Source organism: Alcanivorax sp. NBRC 102024, assembly GCF_001602235.1.
Classification (GTDB): Bacteria; Pseudomonadota; Gammaproteobacteria; order Pseudomonadales; family Alcanivoracaceae; genus Alcanivorax.
Map to the genome: position 1 here is coordinate 161744 of NZ_BDAS01000005.1, position 18293 is coordinate 180036.

General features: G+C 57.4%; 13 protein-coding genes. 6 read left to right on the forward strand and 7 right to left on the reverse strand.

Features of this window, described 5'->3' with window-relative positions; all coding sequences use genetic code 11:
- Positions 1–12 precede the first annotated feature (12 nt).
- Both A0251_RS10215 and pilB read right to left on the reverse strand, forming a co-directional pair.
- On the reverse strand, positions 13–1239 hold the full coding sequence (locus A0251_RS10215; RefSeq protein ID WP_062816739.1) for a type II secretion system F family protein: 1227 nt from the start codon (positions 1237–1239) through the stop codon (positions 13–15).
- A 2-nt stretch (positions 1240–1241) separates the two neighbouring features.
- Positions 1242–2951, reverse strand: a complete 1710-nt coding sequence (gene pilB / locus A0251_RS10220) for a type IV-A pilus assembly ATPase PilB (protein WP_082810834.1) — start codon at positions 2949–2951, stop codon at positions 1242–1244.
- Positions 2952–3525: 574 nt separating this feature from the next.
- Between pilB and A0251_RS17630 the strand changes: the two genes are divergently transcribed.
- A complete protein-coding gene (locus A0251_RS17630; protein WP_062816741.1) occupies positions 3526–3948 on the forward strand; it encodes a pilin in 423 nt (140 codons plus the stop codon).
- A 735-nt stretch (positions 3949–4683) separates the two neighbouring features.
- On the opposite strand, the gene nadC is transcribed toward A0251_RS17630, so the two are convergent.
- Positions 4684–5565, reverse strand: a complete 882-nt coding sequence (gene nadC / locus A0251_RS10230) for a carboxylating nicotinate-nucleotide diphosphorylase (RefSeq protein ID WP_062816742.1) — start codon at positions 5563–5565, stop codon at positions 4684–4686.
- 76 nt (positions 5566–5641) lie between these two features.
- Positions 5642–6979, reverse strand: a complete 1338-nt coding sequence (locus tag A0251_RS10235) for a sodium:alanine symporter family protein (protein ID WP_062816743.1) — start codon at positions 6977–6979, stop codon at positions 5642–5644.
- Between the two features lie 206 nt (positions 6980–7185).
- Between A0251_RS10235 and A0251_RS10240 the strand changes: the two genes are divergently transcribed.
- The 5 genes from A0251_RS10240 (at position 7186) to aceF (ending at position 15547) form a co-directional block, all read left to right on the forward strand.
- Positions 7186–9420, forward strand: a complete 2235-nt coding sequence (locus A0251_RS10240; RefSeq protein ID WP_062816744.1) for a DUF1631 domain-containing protein — start codon at positions 7186–7188, stop codon at positions 9418–9420.
- A gap of 39 nt (positions 9421–9459) precedes the next feature.
- The gene (ampD, locus tag A0251_RS10245; RefSeq protein WP_062816745.1) at positions 9460–10026 is read left to right on the forward strand and encodes a 1,6-anhydro-N-acetylmuramyl-L-alanine amidase AmpD; all 567 of its coding nucleotides are present in this window, start codon (positions 9460–9462) and stop codon (positions 10024–10026) included.
- Complete coding sequence (locus A0251_RS10250) at positions 10023–10859, forward strand: hypothetical protein (RefSeq protein WP_062816746.1); 837 nt, start codon at positions 10023–10025, stop codon at positions 10857–10859. The genes ampD and A0251_RS10250 overlap by 4 nt, the downstream gene beginning before the upstream one ends.
- Positions 10860–11176: 317 nt before the next feature.
- On the forward strand, positions 11177–13846 hold the full coding sequence (aceE, locus tag A0251_RS10255; protein WP_062816747.1) for a pyruvate dehydrogenase (acetyl-transferring), homodimeric type: 2670 nt from the start codon (positions 11177–11179) through the stop codon (positions 13844–13846).
- Positions 13847–13882: 36 nt separating this feature from the next.
- The gene (aceF, locus tag A0251_RS10260; RefSeq protein ID WP_082810835.1) at positions 13883–15547 is read left to right on the forward strand and encodes a dihydrolipoyllysine-residue acetyltransferase; all 1665 of its coding nucleotides are present in this window, start codon (positions 13883–13885) and stop codon (positions 15545–15547) included.
- 135 nt (positions 15548–15682) lie between these two features.
- On the opposite strand, the gene A0251_RS10265 is transcribed toward aceF, so the two are convergent.
- From A0251_RS10265 to A0251_RS10275, 3 genes are all read right to left on the reverse strand, one after another.
- Positions 15683–16009 (reverse strand): Spy/CpxP family protein refolding chaperone, encoded by a 327-nt coding sequence (locus A0251_RS10265; RefSeq protein WP_062816748.1) that lies wholly within the window; start codon positions 16007–16009, stop codon positions 15683–15685.
- Between the two features lie 256 nt (positions 16010–16265).
- The gene (locus A0251_RS10270; RefSeq protein ID WP_062816749.1) at positions 16266–16937 is read right to left on the reverse strand and encodes a response regulator; all 672 of its coding nucleotides are present in this window, start codon (positions 16935–16937) and stop codon (positions 16266–16268) included.
- Entirely contained in the window at positions 16934–18286 is a 1353-nt protein-coding gene (locus A0251_RS10275; RefSeq protein ID WP_062816750.1) for an ATP-binding protein, read from the reverse strand. The genes A0251_RS10270 and A0251_RS10275 overlap by 4 nt, the downstream gene beginning before the upstream one ends.
- Positions 18287–18293 lie beyond the last annotated feature (7 nt).

Here is an 18293-nt window from a genome sequence, read left to right on the forward strand (position 1 = left end):
ATATCGGACACGTTATACCACTTGGCCAAGCTGGAAGATTGGGAGGTACATAGCGATAATCAAACCACCAATAAGGACGCCGAGTACCGACATAATGAGGGGCTCCATCATGCTTGTCAGGCCATCAACGGCATTATCAACTTCGTCTTCGTAATAGACCGCGACTTTTTCCAGCATGGCATCCAGTGCACCGGACTCTTCGCCGATGGCTGTCATTTGCAGTGCCATAGCAGGGAATACGCCGGTAGATCGCATGGCAAACTGAAGTTGCTGGCCGGTAGTGACATCTTCCTTGATTTGATAAACCGCCTTCCGATAGACCACATTGCCTGTTGCGCCAGCACAGGCCTCAAGGGCCTCAATTAATGGTACGCCTGCCGAGAATGTGGTAGCTAGGGTTCGCGCATAACGTGCTACTGTTGCTTTGAATGTGATGTCGCCTACGATAGGCAGTTTTAGCAGGGTGCGATCAATCATATTTCGAACAGCTTCGGATCTTTGTCGAGCTACATTGAAAATCACGCCAAAGGCAATCAGGCTAATCAGAATACTAAAGAAGTTGTTCTGCAAGGCTTCAGAAAGGCCAATTACAAACTGGGTGAAGGCGGGTAGCTCTGCTCCAAACCCTTCGAAGAGTTCTTGAAAAGTGGGAACTACTTTGGTTAGTAGTATGACAGTAACAACAATGGCAACACAAACTACTGATATTGGGTATTTTATGGCCTTTTTAATTTTTAGTTTGAGGGCTTCGCTTTTCTCTTTATAGAGAGCCACCCGGTCCAGCATTACCTCTAGAGCGCCGGATTGCTCACCAGCATCAATAAGGCTGCAATATAGATCGTCAAATAGAAGTGGTTGTTTTCTTAGAGCTGAGGCAAAATTACTTCCACCTTCCACTTCGCTTTTAAGCTTCAGTACCACATCTTTCATGCTGGGGTTTTCCAAGCCATCCGCCACAATCTCAAAGGCTTGTACGAGTGGCACCCCGGCTTTCATCATGGTTGCCATTTGTCGCGTAAAAATGGCAATGTCCAATGGTTTAATCTTTTTCTTGCCGCCAAGATTGATTTCCCGTTTCTTGGTGACTTTCTTGGCGCTGATGCCTTGTTTTCGCAGCTCAGCCCGGACTAGGGCAGGGCCTTTCCCTACGGTTTCTCCGCGAATTTTTTTTCCTTGACGGTCTGTGCCCTCGTAAACGAACGTGGCTGCTTTTTTTTGTGGTGCTGTTTTAGTCGCCATAATTAATGTCCGCTGGTTACACGGTTAACTTCTTCCAGGCTGGTGACGCCATGCATCACTTTTTCCAGACCGGAGCGGTAGAGATCATTGAATCCTTCCTTTCGGCACTGGTCGCCGATTTCGATGGAGTTTCCCTCTTCCATAATAATGCGGGCAATGCCATCGGTGATTTTCACTACCTCGTAGACCCCCACGCGACCCTTGTAGCCTTTCTTGCATTTCTCGCAGCCCTTCGGGCCGTAAACAGTAAAACCGGAATCGATGTCTGCTTCCGTGAAGCCCATCTCAAGCAGTGACTGTCTGGGAATATCCTGTGGCTCCTTGCAGTGTTCGCACAGTCGCCGGGCCAGACGTTGGGCAATGATCAAGATCACCGAGGTGGCAATATTGAAAGAGGGTACTCCCATGTTGCGCAAGCGGGTCAAGGTCTCGGGGGCGCTATTGGTATGCAAGGTAGAGAGCACCAAATGCCCGGTTTGTGCAGCTTTGATCGCAATGTTGGCGGTTTCCAGGTCCCGGATTTCCCCCACCAGAATCACGTCGGGGTCCTGGCGAAGAAAAGCGCGCAGGGCGGAAGCGAAATCCATGCCCTGCTTGGGGTTCACGTTGACCTGGTTGATCCCGTCCAGGTTGATTTCCACGGGGTCTTCCGCGGTGGAAATATTGCGCTCCGGGGTGTTGAGGATGTTGACCCCGGTGTAGAGCGAGACGGTTTTTCCCGAGCCGGTAGGCCCAGTGACCAGAATCATGCCCTGGGGCTTGTGCAGGGCGTCCATATAGAGCTGTTTCTGATTATCTTCGTAACCGAGCGCATCAATCCCCATTTTGGCAGATTCCGGGTCAAGAATCCGCAACACGATTTTTTCGCCGAACAGGGTGGGGCAGGTATTCACCCTGAAATCGATGGCGCGGGTTTTGGAGATTTTCAGCTTGATGCGCCCGTCCTGGGGCACCCGGCGTTCCGAAATGTCCAGTCGGGCCATCACCTTGAGACGGGCGGCCAGTTTGCTTGCGATATTCAGGGGCGGCTTGGACACCGGCTGGAGGATGCCGTCCTGGCGAAACCGGACCCGGTAGGACTTTTCGTAGGGTTCAAAGTGCAGGTCCGAGGACCCGCTCTTGATGGCATCCAGCAGTAACTTGTTGACGAAGCGTACGATGGGGGCATCATCAGAGCCGGACTGAGTGTCGTCCTTGGCGGTGTCTTCCCCACCGCTCACATCCAGGTCGTCCAGGCCGTCATCCAGGTCGTCAAAGGCACTGTCTTCAGCCTCGGACTCCTGTTGCTCAATCCACTGGGTCAGCTTGTCGTGCTCGACCACCACCGTTTCCACATTGAGTCCGGTGTTGAAGCGGATTTCCTCAAGGGCGGGCAGGTTGGTCGGGTCGGAAACGGCAACAAACAGCCGGCTGCCGCGGCGAAACAGGGGCAGCACATGGTGTTTGGTAATCAGTTTGGGGTCGACAAGTTCCTTGATCAGGCTGTCGCGCTGGAAAGCGCTCAGGTCCAGCATAGGGTCGCCAAACTCCTCGGCAACCGCCAGGGCGACAGTATTGGCCGCCACCATGCCGCTGGTGACCACGTGGTGAACCAGGCTGACACGGTTTTCCCGGGCATCCTTGAGGGCGCTCTGGGCCTGTTCGGGCGTGAGCAGTTCCTGATGAATCAGGCGGCGAGGAAGGCCGGTAAAATGGGCTGTCGGAGTCGTCATGGCAACCTGCTTGTTTATGCTTAGTATGGTCGGTTAGCCCAACACTTTTTTCGTAACATACCGTGGGAGGGCGGCGCTGGGAAGCCCGCAAATCGAAAAATCAGCACCTTGCGGAGCATTTCTCACTTGGAAACTCAACTTGTGACTTGTCTGGCTCTTGATACCAGTATGCCTGTTTGCTAGGAGCGGGGCTCCGGCGCAGCGATGATGCAGATGATCTTCAATAGCTAAAGCGCGGGGTGTGACTGGATCTGACTGTGGCTGCCTTCCCGTACCTGTTTTGTTTTTTCTCTTCCGCCTCGTTCCCCCTGTAATTGGCACAGTGACGTTGGGTGTCTATTGCTGGGCTCCTGGGTGACAAATAATGTCGTCGACTGACAAAAACTGTGACCCGCGTCACCCCCGGTAAACAAGAGGGAAGGTGTTGCCGGGCTCTCGAAAGACGCCGGATTCTAAGCGGTTCAGACGATTTGGATGGCTACGAAAAAAAGTTGGCCTGCTCTGTGCATTGTCTAAGCGCAGATGCTCGCCAAGGGTGGGCTCAATCAAATTTGCCAATGTCTGGAGAAAACACATGAAGAAGCAAATACAACAGGGTTTCACCCTTATCGAACTGATGATTGTAGTAGCAATTATCGGTATTCTTGCTGCTGTAGCTGTGCCTGCTTATCAGGATTATGTTGCGCGTTCGCAAGTGGCGGAGGGTATGGCAACTGCTGGTGCGGTTAAGACTGGTCTTTCTGAATTCTACGCGACTAAAGGAGAGTTCCCTCCTGCAAACCAATTTGCTGAGACTGCGGGCGGGCGATACACCGCAGGTGTAGCACATGATGATGCTGGTGTGATGACCGTGACGCTCAGAAATGCTGCCCCCGTTAACAATGCGGTTCGCGGCTTTACATTTACCCTTACTCCGACGGTGACTAACAATGCTATTGTAGATTGGGTTTGTGCAACAAGCGGTGATGCAAAATATCTGCCATCAGGTTGTCAGTAAAATCCGATTATAGTCATAACTGGTTTTTTGGAGGGCGCCCAGCACCATTTGTGTTGGGCGTTTTCATTATTGAAATCAGGCCAGCCCTTTAAGGGAGAAATGCCGATGGCTGGGCTTGAAACTCAAGAGGATATCTGACCTCTTGAGGGGGGGCGGTTGTCGCTTGCGAAAGTTTGGTATCGCTTACATAGGATGAGGGTTTTGCTGGGGTCGGGAGGGGCGTGTTTCGGAGTATTGTCATTGTCATCTGAAGTGGGGGTGAAATGACCGATAAGAATAAAGCGTTTCCCGATGATGATCTTCTGGCCGGGTTTGAGCAGTCATTGCCCTGGGGAGGTATTGAGGCGTAGCCAAATATCCACTTCGTTTTTGAGAGTCCTAGTCAGTGGCGGTGACCTCTGTCGGTCTTGCCACGTATTTATCTTGTGCAGCGGGTTGGTGGTTTGTCATACCCAGTAATGGTGGATGTCTTGCGCGGATCCTTGTCTGTGCGCCAGGTTGTCAGGCTTTCATGGTTTGCCTTACCTTCCGTAGAGCAGCTCCGCAGTTCTCTTTGCTTTAATGGAAAAGCATGGTTACGACAAACGTTTGCTGGAGATGGTGGAGATGACGATGACTCTCCCAGACAGGACGGCGGGGAGCTAAATCACCTTGGTCCGTGGCGGTTGCATCCATGCTAGCTCCCAGGACTTCAGTTGTGCCTCGCACAAGATGGGATTGTACAAAGAGCATGGGTCACTTGGCGGAAGCCGTTCTGCTGATTTCCTCCCGGTAATCAGATTGCAGTCGCAGGGACAGGTCCGTTGCCGTGACATGTTTGGTCAGCGCGCCCGATGAAAGAAACCACTGCCTGTGTTGTGGCAGGGCTGAGGCATTATCCACAGTAAGATTACCTGAGACTTCCAGGGCAGATTCGGCAGGGCTTTCTGCTGCTGTCTGTAGCATGTCTGCGCTGAAATTATCCAGCATAATCTGATCCGGCTTCAGCGCTGCCGCTTCTTCCAGCTCTGCCAGCGTTTCCACTTCCACAATGATTTTCTTTTCCGGCGCCAGTGCCCGCGCCCGCTCAATGGCGGCGGTGATTCCTCCGCAGGCCGCCACATGGTTTTCCTTGATCAGAAACGCATCGTACAGCCCCACCCGATGGTTCTGGCAGCCGCCGCAGAGCACGGCGTATTTCTGGCCAGCTCGCAGGCCGGGCAGGGTTTTCCGCGTATCCAGAATCGTCACGGTGGTGCCTGCCACAGCATCCGCATAGCGGCGCGCCGTGGTGGCGGTGCCCATCAGGGTTTGCAGGAAGTTCAGCGCAGTACGCTCGCCGGTGAGAATCTGGCGGGTATTGCCTCTCAGGGTGCACAGGGTGGTGTCCGCAGTCAGTCGATCACCATCCTTTACATGCCACTCAATCTGCACATCGCCCAGTTGCCGGAACACTTCATCCGCCCAGGGAATGCCGCACATGACGGCGTTTTCGCGCGTGATTATGGTGGCGGTGCTTTCGCTATCGGCGTCGATGAGCTGGGCGGTGATGTCACCGCTGCGGATGTCTTCTTCCAGGGCAAAGCTTACGTTGCGCTGAATGTCGTCACGCACATAGTCGGGCAGGGTGATGGTCATGCTGTTCTCGGTGCTGAACTCAATGAAAGACCTCGCAGGCAGGCCTGCGGGGTCGTGTTATGCGGCGATGGTGCCGTCAATCCGGGCGGTTGGTAAAGAATTCCCGACTCAGGCGGACCACCACGGGGGACAATAATAACAGAGCAATCAGGTTGGGTATCGCCATCAGGATATTCATGATGTCTGCCAATGCCCAGACCAGGTTCAGGCTGACCACGGCCCCCAGGGGCACCGCCAGTACCCAGATGACCCGAAAAGGCAGAATGGCCCGGTCACCGAACAGGAACTGGGTGCAGCGTTCGCTGTACAGGCTCCAGCCCAGCAGGGTGGTGAAGGCAAAGATCGCCAGCCCGCCGGCCACGATCACATTACCGAAGTCCCCGAACGTGGAGGAAAAGGCCAGGGCGGAAAGCGGCGCGCCTTCCTCGCCGCTGGTCCAGGCGCCGGAGGAGACAATGGCCAGGCCGGTGATGGAGCAGACAATGATGGTATCGATAAAGGTGCCCAGCATGGCGATGGAGCCCTGGCGGGCGGGGTGGTCGGTATTGGCGGAAGCATGGGCAATGGGGGCGCTGCCAAGGCCTGCTTCATTGGAAAAGATGCCACGGGCGATACCGAAGCGGATGGCTTCCTTGACCAGGGCGCCGGCGAAGCCGCCAGCGGCGGCGGTGCCCGTAAAGGCGCTTTCAAAGCACAGGGCCAGAGCCGCGGGCAGTGCGTCAGCATGGTCCACCAGGACAACCAGGCCGGCCAGCAGATAGGTCAGCGCCATGAACGGGACGATGAACGTGGCCACGGAGGCGATGCGTTTTACGCCACCCAGGACGACCAGGCCAACCAGTACGGCCAGGGTTACCCCGGTAATCCATGCCGGCAAGCCAAAGCTGTCCTGCAGGCCGTGGGCCACGGAGTTGGCCTGGACGCTGTTACCGATACCGAATCCGGCCAGCATGCCGAAGATGGCGAAGGCAATGGCCAGCCAGCGCCAGTTACGGCCCAGACCATTCTGGATGTAGTACATGGGGCCGCCAACATATTGTCCGGCGGCATCTTTTTCCCGATATTGCACCGCCAGAACGGCTTCCGCGTATTTGGTGGCCATGCCGACCAGAGCGATCAGCCACATCCATACCAGAGCTCCCGGGCCACCGGAATGAATGGCGGTGGCGACCCCCACGATGTTACCGGTACCGATGGTGGCGGACAGGGACGTGGCCAGGGCAGCACCTGCGCCGATGGTTCCGACCCCGGTCTGGGGGCCGAACATCTGTTTGAAACCGAATCCCAGCTGCCGCAGGGGCAGGAATCGCAGTATCAGGGTCAGGTAGATGCCGGTACCGGCAATCAGAATCAGTGCCGGCCATCCCCACAGGAAACCGCTGATCTGTTTAAGAATGGTAACCGCTTGCTCCATGGCTCTCGTCCATTTCCCCAAAAGGCCTTAGGCTATGGGAATTTAGCGGGCAGGGAAAGCTGGCGACGTGTTTGTGGTGGCTTAAACACAAAGTTTGACGTGCGAACTAGTTCAAAATTCGTATGCAGCTAGTGTGGTAGCGTAGTAAAGTATTAAAACCACAGTCCCATTTACTGAACGGGTGAAGTGCTATCCCCGGGGGTGTCATGGCCAAGGTTACCCAGCTCAAACCGGTTGCCGGCAAAGCAGCTGTCAACAGCCTGCCCAGACCTATCGAAAAAGTCCGTGACCGCTATTTGTCAGTGGCCTCTTCCTACCTTGAGGACATGCTGGATGGTGCGGACGACCGGCTCTACGATCTGGCCGAGAAAGAGACCGACAGCGAGCGCGAGCGCTATTTTGATGCCATGCGGGAGCTGCGCGTGCAGCGAGCCGGGCTTACTGCCGGCTTGAAACAGGCCATACAGCACCAGTTTGCCTGCCTCGGGCAGGGGCAGGAGCAGGCTGAGTCCCTGGAAAATGCCAAGTTTGATCTGGACTCCCTGGCCCTGGTCAACGAAGAAGAGCTGGAAACGTCGGTGGCACTGGACAATATGGCCCGCAGAGCCCGCAACGGCTGCGCGGAACAGCTGAAAGTGTTGTGTCATCGCCTGGAGTACTTGTTCGAAAGCAAGGCGGAGATCACCGAGCGCAACAACCCGCTGGAACCACGCCAGTTGGTGGATGCATTCAACCAGGGGCTGGAAAAGCTGTCTCTGGACATCAAGGCCAGGCTGATCATTCTCAAGCTGTTTGAGCGTGAGGTGATGGCGGAAACCGGCTTTATGGTGTCCGAAGCCAACAAGGTGTTGGTGGATGCCGGGGTCCTGCCGGACATGAAAACGGCGCCCATCGCGCCTGTTCGCAAACCCGGGAACCGTTCTCTGTCGGGGGGGCAGTCGTCCTCCTCCGGTGCTGGCGCTGGCGGTAACGACCAGATGTTCGGCTTGCTCCAAGAGCTGTTGGTTACCATGCGGGGTATGCAGGGCGGTGTTGCGCCGGCGAACGGCGCCGCGCCCGCCGTTGATATGAACGCGGCCATGGCGGTCATGCAGAATGGTGTGCCCTATCTGAATGGCGCCCCGGTGGCCAATGCGGCCTCCGTTCACCAGGTCAGCTCCGATGATTTGATGGGGGTGCTAAATCGCCTGCAGCGGGTGGAGCGAAGCCTGAGTGAGAAAGACGGCGAGCGGGCCAACCTGAAGGAAGATCTCTCCGAATTGCTCGACAGTGAGCATGGTGAAGCCATCCATGCCCTGGATCAGGCCGATGACGATGTGATCAACCTGGTGTCCCTGCTGTTTGATTTTATTCTTGATGACGAGGGCCTGCCCTCGGAGATCAAGGCGTTGATCGGCCGCTTGCAGATTCCCCTGCTGAAAGTGGCAATCACCGACAAGACCTTCTTCAGTAATGACAATCACGAAGCCCGGCTGTTGCTCAACATGCTGGCCCGGGCGGGTAACCAGTGGGATCCGCAGCAGGGCATTCAGGATGACCTGTATCAGCGTATCAACCATGCAGTACACCGCATCATCGATGATTTCGAGGATGATGCCAGCCTGTTTGCCACCCTGCTTGATGAATTCCAGGGCTTTTTTGATAGTCAGCGCTCACGTTCAGAACGGGTGGAGCAACGTGTCCGAGAGGCGGAAGAGGGCAAGGCCCGCGCCGAGCAGGCACGCCAGGAAGTGGTGGCCGTGCTGGACAAGCGCATGGCAGGGCGTCAATTACCGGATGTGGTGGTACGTCTGCTCCGGCAGGGCTGGCAACAGGTGCTGTACCTGACCTGGTTGCGCGAAGGGGCTGACAGTGAAGCCTGGCAACAGCAGGTCAAGGTCGTCGACGGCGTCGTCTGGAGTGTTCTCCCGCATCGGGATCAGGGCGCTCTGGAAAAGCTCAAGGCACTCAGCCCGAAACTGCTCAAAACCCTCCATAATGGCCTGGGTCAGATCAGTTACGATGATGCCGAAGCGAAGCAGCTGCTGACCAAATTCCGGGATGTACACCAGCAATTGCTCAAAGGCCTGGAAACCGAGCGCGTGGCGGTGCAGCCGGAAATGCCGGCCGCGGAGCCTCAGCAGCAGGAACAGAGCGCGGCCTTACCGGAAAACCATTTTCTGGTGAAAAAAGCCGGCCAGCTTTCTCCGGGTCAGTGGATTGAAATTGTCGAGGGTGACGAACCTCGCCGGGCCAAACTGGCAGCCAACATCCGTGGCGGCGTCAAGATGGTGTTTACCAACCGCCGGGGGATCAAGGTGGAAGAGTTTACCGCTTACACCCTGGCCGTTGCCCTGCATGAAGGGACTGTTAAACTCATCGAAGAGGGAGCCCTGTTCGATCGGGCTCTGGAAGCGGTTATTGGCGACCTGCGCCGTATGCAGGCCAACGTTCAACATTAGGTTGGCCCGTACCGCGCAGGCATTAAGGAGCTTGCGCGGGTGCTCACCCTCAACGAACACCGGGTTGACCAGGCACAATGGTGTCCATCACCCAATTTCAACCTCCGGCCCGACCCCGATGACATTTCCCTGCTGGTGATCCATAACATCAGCCTGCCGCCGGAGCAGTTCGGCGGTGATTATATTCAGGCCCTGTTCCAGAACTGCCTGAACCCGGACGACCATCCCTACTTCCGCGAAATCCACCAACTTACCGTGTCGTCTCACTTCCTTATCCGGCGCGACGGCAGCCTGTTGCAGTTTGTTCCCTGCGACCAGCGTGCCTGGCATGCGGGCATATCCTGCTTTGCCGGGCGGGAAAACTGTAATGATTTTTCCATCGGCATTGAGCTGGAAGGCGCAGATACTGTCCCCTATGAAGAGGCACAGTACGCGACATTGACGGAGCTGACCTGGCTGTTGCAGACCCATTATCCGGCGATTGACGATACCCGTATCACCGGCCATGAACATATTGCCCCGGGTCGCAAGACCGACCCGGGGCCCGCTTTCGACTGGGCGGATTACCGGGCCCGCCTGGCTGCATTCAAGGAGGAAATGGCATGAAATTTCTGGTGCTGATACTGGTGCTTGGTCTACGCAGACTGGATACCAGCTGGCCGCTATGGATAAGCAATCCGCAGCGTCATCAGGGCTGGTTGCAGCAATGGAGCAATCGCCTGGGGCAAGGACAACGGGTCTGGTGGCTGGCGGTGCTGTTGCCGGCAGTGCTGATTGCGGCCCTGACGTGCTGGCTGGATGGATTCTGGGGGCAGCTGCTGGTGCTGGCATTGGGCATTGCACTGATGCTGTGGCTGGTCGGTGGGCAAAGCGAGTTTCGTCATGTGGATGAATTGCTGGTGCGTGGCCGCATGAACGACCCGGAAGGCTTTGCTGCTCTGGCCACGGATGAATTCGATGTGACCGGAACGCCGGGGGACCCTGACTACCAGAGTGCCCTGACGGAAAGAATTCTGGCCCGGGAACAGGGCCTCTTTGTGGCGATTTTCTGGCTGGTGCTGCTGGGTTTCGGTGCGGCATTTCTGGTGGTGCTGAACCGGGCCTGGTTGAGCCGGGCCGGTGAAGAGCAGGGCAATAGCTGGCAGGCCCGCCTGGATGGCTGGGCCTGCTGGCCGGCGAACAGATTGCTGGTGTTGAGCATGGCGCTGGCCGGCGACTTCACCGCAGTGATGGAGAAAATGCGGGGCCATTGGCTGCGTCAGGAGCATAGCGGCGACTCCCTTCAGCAGGTGGTCAATGTGGCACTGGAAACGTCACCGTCAGGGGAGCCAGGCTCCCTGTCTGCTGCCCTGGATCATCTGGAGTCACTGCAGGGGCTGCTGCTGCGCTGTGTTGCCATCTGGCTGATCCTGTCAGCGCTGTGGATCATCGTGATCTGACGATAATTACCCAAGGTGTTCTGGACATGCTTAGGCTCAGTGCACCCTACGGGAAGTGTCGAAATATTTTTCTCTCGATCAGACTTAGGTCTGATTTCGTCCTGTAGCGGCAGTGGTCATGCTGAAAGGGATCTTGCCATACCAAAACATCCGCCTGTGACCCGCCTCTGGTGATTATCGTCATTTGACCGGCCAGTCATTGCGGCTAGTATGGAAAGTGCTTGTAGTGGCTCGCCCAACACCCCCGGGCGTTTATTTCTGCGGTGCTGCAGTGATCCTGTCGTGCCGCCTGGCAACGCGAAAAAGGACGCACGCCCATGCACAAAAGAAGTTTCTTTGATGATATGGACCCGGCGGAAACCCGGGAGTGGCTTGAAGCCCTGGAGTCCGTCGTCGAGCGCGAAGGCCCGGAGCGGGCCGCCTGGTTACTGGATACCATCACCAATGAGGCCCAGGAACAGGGCATCCACCGAACCCACCTCAATACCCCGTACCTCAATACCATTCCCGCCAAGGACGAAGTGCCGATTCCCAGTGATATTTTCATGGAACGCCGGGTGCGTTCTCTGGTGCGCTGGAATGCCCTGGCCACGGTGATGCGGGCCAACATGAATGACGACGAACTGGGGGGCCATATTGCCTCCTTTGCGTCCTCCGCCACCCTTTACGATGTGGGATTCAATCATTTCTTCCGGGCCCCCAGCGATAAAAACGAAGGGGACCTGGTGTTTTTCCAGGGCCATTCCGCGCCGGGGGTGTATGCCCGCGCTTACCTGGAAGGGCGCATCAGCGAAGAGCAGCTGGACAACTTTCGTCGGGAAGTGGATGGCAAGGGCCTGTCCTCCTACCCGCACCCCTGGTTGATGCCGGATTTCTGGCAATTTCCCACCGTGTCCATGGGGCTGGGGCCGATCCAGGCCATCTATCAGGCCCATATCATGAAATACCTGCAAAACCGTGAATTGATCCAGAAGGATGACCGCAAGGTATGGGCCTTCCTGGGCGACGGCGAAATGGACGAGCCGGAGTCCCTGGGTGCCCTGGCCCTGGCTGGCAGGGAGAAACTGGATAACCTGATTTTTGTGGTCAACTGCAACCTGCAGCGGCTGGATGGCCCGGTGCGCGGTAACGGCAAGATCATTCAGGAACTGGAAGGCGTATTCCGTGGAGCCGGCTGGAATGTGATCAAGGTGGTCTGGGGACGACTCTGGGATCCGCTACTGGAACGGGATAACCAGGGCCTGCTGCGCCGGCGCATGGAAGAGTGCGTGGACGGGGAATACCAGGCCTACAAGAAAAACGGCGGCGCCTACACCCGTGAGCATTTCTTCGGTGAGTACCCGGAGCTGAAGAAGCTGGTGGAGCATATGTCCGACGATGAAGTGTACCGCCTCAATCGTGGTGGGCATGATCCGTTCAAGGTATACGCGGCCTACCATGCGGCGGTGAACCACACCGGTCGGCCCACGGTGATCCTGGCCAAGACCGTAAAAGGGTACGCCACCGGTGCCGGTGAAGCGGTCAACAAGACTCACCAGATGAAGAAGCTGGATCTGGAAAGTCTCAAGGAATTCCGTGATCGCTTCGATATGCCGTTCACCGACGAACAGCTCAAGGACGTGCCCTATTATCGGCCGGACGCCGACTCTCCGGAAATGCGCTTCATGAAAGAGCAGCGCGACCAGCTGGGCGGTTATATGCCGGTGCGTCGCCAGCAGGCCAGCCAGGCGCTGACTCTGCCGGGGCTGGATATTTTTGCCAACTTCCTGGAAGGCAGTGGCGATCGGGAAATTTCCACCACCATGGCGTTTGTGCGCATGATGAGCGCGCTGATCAAGGACAAGCAGATCGGCGAGAGAGTGGTGCCGATCGTGCCCGATGAGGCGCGTACCTTTGGCATGGAGGGGTTGTTCCGGCAGCTGGGGATCTACTCCTCCGGTGGTCAGAAATACGAGCCCGAGGATGCCGGCCAGGTCATGTATTACCGGGAAGACAAGAAGGGTCGTATCCTGGAAGAGGGCATCAACGAAGCGGGCGCCATGTCCGGCTGGCTGGCTGCCGCCACCAGCTACAGCGTGCACGATTTCACCCTGATCCCGTTCTACATTTATTACTCCATGTTCGGTTTCCAGCGCGTGGGAGACCTGTGCTGGGCCGCTGGCGACAGTCAGGCCCGCGGTTTTCTGCTGGGCGCCACCGCCGGACGCACCACGCTCAATGGGGAAGGGCTGCAGCATCAGGATGGTCACAGTCACATCCTGGCCAGCACGGTCCCCAACTGTGTCAGTTACGACCCGACCTACAGCTATGAGCTGGCGGTGATCCTCCATGACGGCTTGAAACGCATGTATGAAGACAATGAAAAGGTCTTCTATTACCTGACGCTGATGAACGAAAACTACGTGCACGGTGCCATGCCGGAGGGGGCCGAAGAAGGTATTCGCCGGGGCATGTACCTGTTGCGTGAAGGCAAGGGAAAAACCAAAAAATCCCCCCGCGTGCAGTTGCTGGGTTGCGGCACCATTCTGCGCGAGGTGGAAGCAGCGGCGGAGCTGCTCCGGGATGACTTCGGTGTGGCGGCAGATGTGTGGAGTGTCACCAGCTTCAACGAACTGCGCCGTGAAGGTCTGCGTCTGGATCGGGACGACATCCTCCATCCGGATCAGGAGCGTGAGACTACCTGGGTAGAGAAATGCCTGGATGGCCGCGAAGGTCCGGTGATTGCATCCACCGATTACATGCGTGCCTTCGCCGATCAGATTCGCCCCTGGGTGCATGCGCCCTATACCGTGCTGGGCACGGATGGTTTTGGCCGCAGTGATTCCCGTCAGAAACTGCGACACTTCTTTGAAGTGGACCGCTACTTTGTGGTGCTGGCGGCACTGAATGCGTTACGCAAGGAAGGCAAGGTGGATGTGGCGACCGTGAAACAGGCCATCGAAAAATACGGCATTGATACGGATAAACCCTATCCGGTGATGCATTGATCGCACCCCAACGTGATCTCATAAAAGGAGACCGGTGTGAGTAAGACCATGATTCGTGTTCCCGATGTGGGCAGCAGTGATCCTGTTGACGTCATCGAGATCAGCGTGAAAGTCGGCGATACCATCGCCGCAGAGGACACCATTATCGTCCTGGAATCTGACAAGGCCACGGTGGAAGTGCCCGCACCGCAAGCGGGGAAAATTACCGCCATCAGCGTCAAGGTGGGCGACCGGGTCAAGGAGGGCGATGACCTGATGGAAGTAGAGGCCGACGGCGAGTCGGAGAATGCCTCTTCCGCAGAATCCGATGCGACCCGTGATGAGTCGTCAACCACGGAGAACAAAACAGAGCCGGAATCAACGCCGCCGGAAACGGATGCGCCTGACACGCCGAAAGCACAAGGGAGTGGTGGCAGCGAGACCGTTACCGTGCCGGATCTGGGCGATATTGATTCCGCCGAAATCATCGAAGTGAATGTGGCTGTCGGGGACAGTCTGGAGGCGGAACAGGTCATCGTGGTACTGGAATCGGACAAGGCGTCCCTGGAAATTCCTGCACCCTCCGCCGGCAAGGTCGAATCGGTGGCCGTGAAAGTCGGAGACAAGGTGGGTACCGGTGATACATTGCTGACCATGGCTGTGTCCGGCGGCCAGCCGACAGCGGACCAGCAAGGCGAGGCAGACGAGAAGCCAGAGGAACCCGTGACAGCGCCGGCTTCACAGCAAGCTCAAACTGCGCAGACGCAAAAGCCGGCACCGGCAGCCTCATCGTCGCCAGCGGCAGATTCCGGGGCTCCTTCCAAATCCGTGCATGCCGGACCCGCGGTGCGCAAGCTGGCCCGGGAAATGGGCGTGGATCTGGCCCAGGTCCATGGCAGTGGGCCCAAGGAACGTATCCTCAAGGAAGACGTGCATGCCTGGGTGAAACAGCGCCTTGAGGGTGCGCCGGCTGCCTCCGGTGGTGGCCCGGCCGTGGCGTTGCCAGAAATTGATTTCAGCCAGTTTGGTGAGGTTGAACGGCAGGAATTGAACAAGCTGCGCAAAGTGTCCGCCCAGAACCTGACGCGCTCCTGGCTGACCATTCCCCATGTCACCCAGCATGACAATGCGGATATCACTGACCTGGAAGCTTTCCGCAAACAGCAGAACAAGGCCCTGGAAAAAGAGGGCGTCAAATTGACCATGCTGGCGTTTCTGGTCAGTGCCTGTGCCAGGGCCTTGAAGGAATTCCCCCGTTTCAACAGCTCCCTGGAAAACAGTGGTGAGGCGTTGATCCAGAAGCGCTACATCAACATCGGCATCGCCGTGGATACGCCTAATGGGCTGGTGGTACCGGTGATCAAGGATGCAGACAGGAAGGGGCTGAAGGCCATTGCCCTGGAAATGGGCGAGCTGGCGGAAAAGGCGCGTAACCGCAAACTGACACCGGCGGACATGAAGGGAGGGACGTTCAGTATCTCCTCGCTGGGAGGCATTGGCGGTACGGCCTTTACCCCCATCGTGAACTGGCCGGAAGTTGCCATCCTCGGGGTGAGCCGGTCCGACCTGCAGCCGGTCTGGGATGGTGAGCAGTTCCAGCCCCGGCTAATGCTGCCGTTGAGCCTGTCCTATGATCACCGGGTGATTGATGGGGCCGATGCGGCCCGGTTCACGACCTACCTGAGCCAGTTGTTGACAGATATGCGACGGGCGTTGCTGTAGGAGCGTCGCTGGCGGCGCGATTGGCTACGTTGGAATCGCGCCGGGAGCGATGCTCCTACGGCAAAGAACGGACATTATCCCAGGTCTTTAATGGCCGGGTTTTGTGTATCGCGCGGGATAAGGCATTAGCGCGGATTACTCTCCGCGCTTGCCCTTGTTTTCCTTCCAGTTTTCCTTGCGTTCTTCCCAGCGTGCCTTGCGTTGCTCTTTCATCTCAGCCAGCTTTTCCTGCTGCGCCGGGGTCAATACCTGGTTCATCTTGCTTTGTGTTTCTTCGTGCAAGGCTTTCATCTTTTCGCCCTGCTCCTGAAAAATCGCTTTGAGCTGGGTGCTTTGCGCTTCGCTCAGTTCCAGTTTCTTTTCCAGGCGCTCAACCATTTGCTCCCCGCCTTTATGACCGGGGCCATAGGCAAAAGCGGAAGTGGTAAAGATAGCCAGGGCAACGATAGCCAGTTTTTTCATGATGCTCTCCTTGTGACTCTGTGAGTCCCTGTGAATGTGTGGGATCAGTATGGGCGGGAAGCGTGCAAGGAATATGCAGGAAAAAAGGAAGAAGCAGTGACAAGCTACAAGCCTCAAGCTGCAAGCTAAAACGCGAATCCTGGATTCTGTGCTTTTCAGCGCTGAGGCCGCGCCCAAAGTAGGGGCGCGGCCTCAGCGGTTTTCGATCATAAAACCTTTCACCATGTTGCAGCTTGAGGCTTGTCGCTTGCGGCTGTTATGGCTGCTCCAACCGGTATCCCACTCCGTAAACACTGCCGATCCAGTCATGGGATGCGTCATCCCCGTCGCTGAGTTTGCGGCGCAGTTTGCGGATGTGGCTGTCGATGGTGCGGTCGGACACTACCCGGTGATCCTGGTAGATTTCATCCATCAACTGGTCCCGGGACCAGATACGGCCGGGGTGGCGGGCCAGGGTGGCAAGCAGGGCAAACTCAATGGCGGTGAGAGCGACCCGCTGTGAACCCATGACTGCCTCATAACGCTCCTCGTCCAGAGTCAGGGTGGGGGTGGAACTGTCTTGTTGCGGATTGGCCCGGCGCAATACCGCCTTGACCCTGGCCACCACTTCCCGGGGGCTGAAGGGCTTGCAGATATAATCATCGGCGCCCAGCTCCAGGCCCAGCAGACGATCCACTTCATCCACCCGGGCGGTGACCATCAGGATCGGCACCTGGCTGTGTTGGCGAATGGCCTTGCACACTTCCATACCATCACCATCCGGTAGCATCAGATCCAGCAGAATGGCCTGAAAGTGTTCCTTTTTTGCCAACGCCATAGCCTGCCTTGCGCTGTCAGTCTGCTCGGTGTGAAAGTGCGCGTGCTGGAGATAGTCCGCCATCAGTTGTGACAGGCGGGGCTCGTCTTCCACGATCAGGATGCGATTCATGGGGCGCCTCCCGGCAGGGTAATGCAGATGCGAACGCCGCCCAGAGGACTGTGTGCTGCCGCAATGGTGCCGCCATGGGCTTCAATAATCCGCTGGCAGATAGCCAGCCCCAGGCCGGCCCCCCCCGTGCGGCGGTTGCGAGAGCTTTCCACCCGGTAGAGATGATCGAACAGGCGGGGCAGGGCATCGTCGGGCACGCCGGGGGCGCTGTCGTCGACAAGGAGTTCCCATTGGCCTGACTGTTGTGTCAGGGACAGGCTCAAGGTCCCGCCGCTGGCCGTGTACTTGAGCGAATTCTGCATCAGGTTGTCCAGCAACTGGCGAATACGCACCGGGTCCATATCGATAACGGCTCGGTCGGGAAGATGGGTTTCCAGGCTGATGCTCTGCTGGCTAAAGCTGTTGCGATAACTGTCGACCACCTCGCCAAGCAGGTCCGCCAGATCGTCTCGATGGAACTGGTAACGCAGATTGCCACCGTCGGCCAGCGCCAGATCGTGCAGGTCGTTGATCAGGTGGGTGAGCTGGGCCACTTCTCCTTCCAGGGACTTGATGAACGCCGGGCTCAAGGGGCGAATGCCATCGCTGATGGCTTCCAGTTCCCCCTGCAGGATTGCCACCGGGGTGCGCAGCTCGTGGGCAATGTCCGAGAACCAGCGTTGACGGGCTTGCTGCCCCTGATCCAGTCGTTGTGCCAACTGATTCACCTGGTCGGTGAGCGTACCCAGTTCGTCCCGGCGCCGGCTTTCCAGACGGGCGCTGTAATGGCCTTCCTGGAGATCGCGGGTGTGCTTGGACAGGGCCAGAATCGGAGCCACCAGGTGGCGAGCCAGCAGCCAGGAGACCAGCAGTGACAGCAAGACACCGACAAACAGCATCCAGCCGATGAAGCGCAGTTGGCGGCCCATGAAGCGCTGGTCCAGCTTGTCGCGGATGGCTTCCTGGTCCGGGTAAGTCAGGTAGCCAACGATACCAGGGCCGACCTGGACGGGGATTTCCGAACGGAATTTCGGTGGCACCGGTGGGCCCAGCAGCCGCTGCCGATGTGCATCCAGCAGTTGCAGGTGGCGGTGATCAGCACGGCTGTCCCGGTCATCATCCCGGTCGCCGGCCAGCCGGTAGAGTCGTTTAAGCAGGCGGGGATCGTCCATCAGGAATTGCCAGCCGCCACGTTGCTGGTAGAGCAGACCCAGATGATCTGCCAGCCTTTCTACCTGGGCCTGCTGGCGTTCATCCAGATAGGTTTCCAGGCTGCCCAGAAAGGCCAGGTAATAGAAACCGCTGGCCGCCAGGGTGAGCACCAGGAAGGTGGAAAGGAAAATGACAAAGAGTTTGTTGCGGATGCCCATGGCAAAA

Bases quoted from the DNA above. Each gene is read 5' to 3' on its own strand.
- A0251_RS10275 (WP_062816750.1), bottom strand. From the start codon at position 18,286: ATGGGCATCCGCAACAAACTCTTTGTCATTTTCCTTTCCACCTTCCTG.
- A0251_RS10250 (WP_062816746.1), top strand. From the start codon at position 10,023: ATGAAATTTCTGGTGCTGATACTGGTGCTTGGTCTACGCAGACTGGAT.
- A0251_RS17630 (WP_062816741.1), top strand. From the start codon at position 3,526: ATGAAGAAGCAAATACAACAGGGTTTCACCCTTATCGAACTGATGATT.
- pilB (WP_082810834.1), bottom strand. From the start codon at position 2,951: ATGACGACTCCGACAGCCCATTTTACCGGCCTTCCTCGCCGCCTGATT.
- A0251_RS10265 (WP_062816748.1), bottom strand. From the start codon at position 16,009: ATGAAAAAACTGGCTATCGTTGCCCTGGCTATCTTTACCACTTCCGCT.
- A0251_RS10235 (WP_062816743.1), bottom strand. From the start codon at position 6,979: ATGGAGCAAGCGGTTACCATTCTTAAACAGATCAGCGGTTTCCTGTGG.
- A0251_RS10270 (WP_062816749.1), bottom strand. From the start codon at position 16,937: ATGAATCGCATCCTGATCGTGGAAGACGAGCCCCGCCTGTCACAACTG.
- nadC (WP_062816742.1), bottom strand. From the start codon at position 5,565: ATGACCATCACCCTGCCCGACTATGTGCGTGACGACATTCAGCGCAAC.
- A0251_RS10215 (WP_062816739.1), bottom strand. From the start codon at position 1,239: ATGGCGACTAAAACAGCACCACAAAAAAAAGCAGCCACGTTCGTTTAC.
- aceE (WP_062816747.1), top strand. From the start codon at position 11,177: ATGCACAAAAGAAGTTTCTTTGATGATATGGACCCGGCGGAAACCCGG.
- A0251_RS10240 (WP_062816744.1), top strand. From the start codon at position 7,186: ATGGCCAAGGTTACCCAGCTCAAACCGGTTGCCGGCAAAGCAGCTGTC.